The following is a 206-nucleotide window of genomic DNA, read 5'->3' as shown; positions in this document are numbered from 1 at the left end:
GTCCACGAGCACCTCGACGCCGCCCGCGCCGACATCCTCGCCTTCACTGCCTTCCCCAAGGACGTGTGGACCCAGATCTGGTCGAACAATCCCGCGGAGCGCCTCAACCGCGAGATCCGTCGCCGGACCGACTCCGTAGGGATCTTCCCCAACCGCGCCGCGATCGTGCGCCTGGTCGGTGCCGTGCTGGCCGAGCAAACCGACGA

General features: G+C 68.4%; 1 protein-coding gene. It reads left to right on the top strand.

What is annotated here, in order from left to right; genetic code table 11:
• Positions 1–206: transposase (locus tag K9D12_RS14730; protein ID WP_223060591.1), on the top strand; the 206-nt coding region annotated here is incomplete at both ends.

This window comes from Dermacoccus sp. Tok2021 (assembly GCF_019895135.1).
Classification (GTDB): domain Bacteria; phylum Actinomycetota; class Actinomycetes; order Actinomycetales; family Dermatophilaceae; genus Dermacoccus; species Dermacoccus abyssi.
Note: the sequence above shows the minus strand (reverse complement) of the source record. Positions and strands in the feature narration are given on the sequence as shown.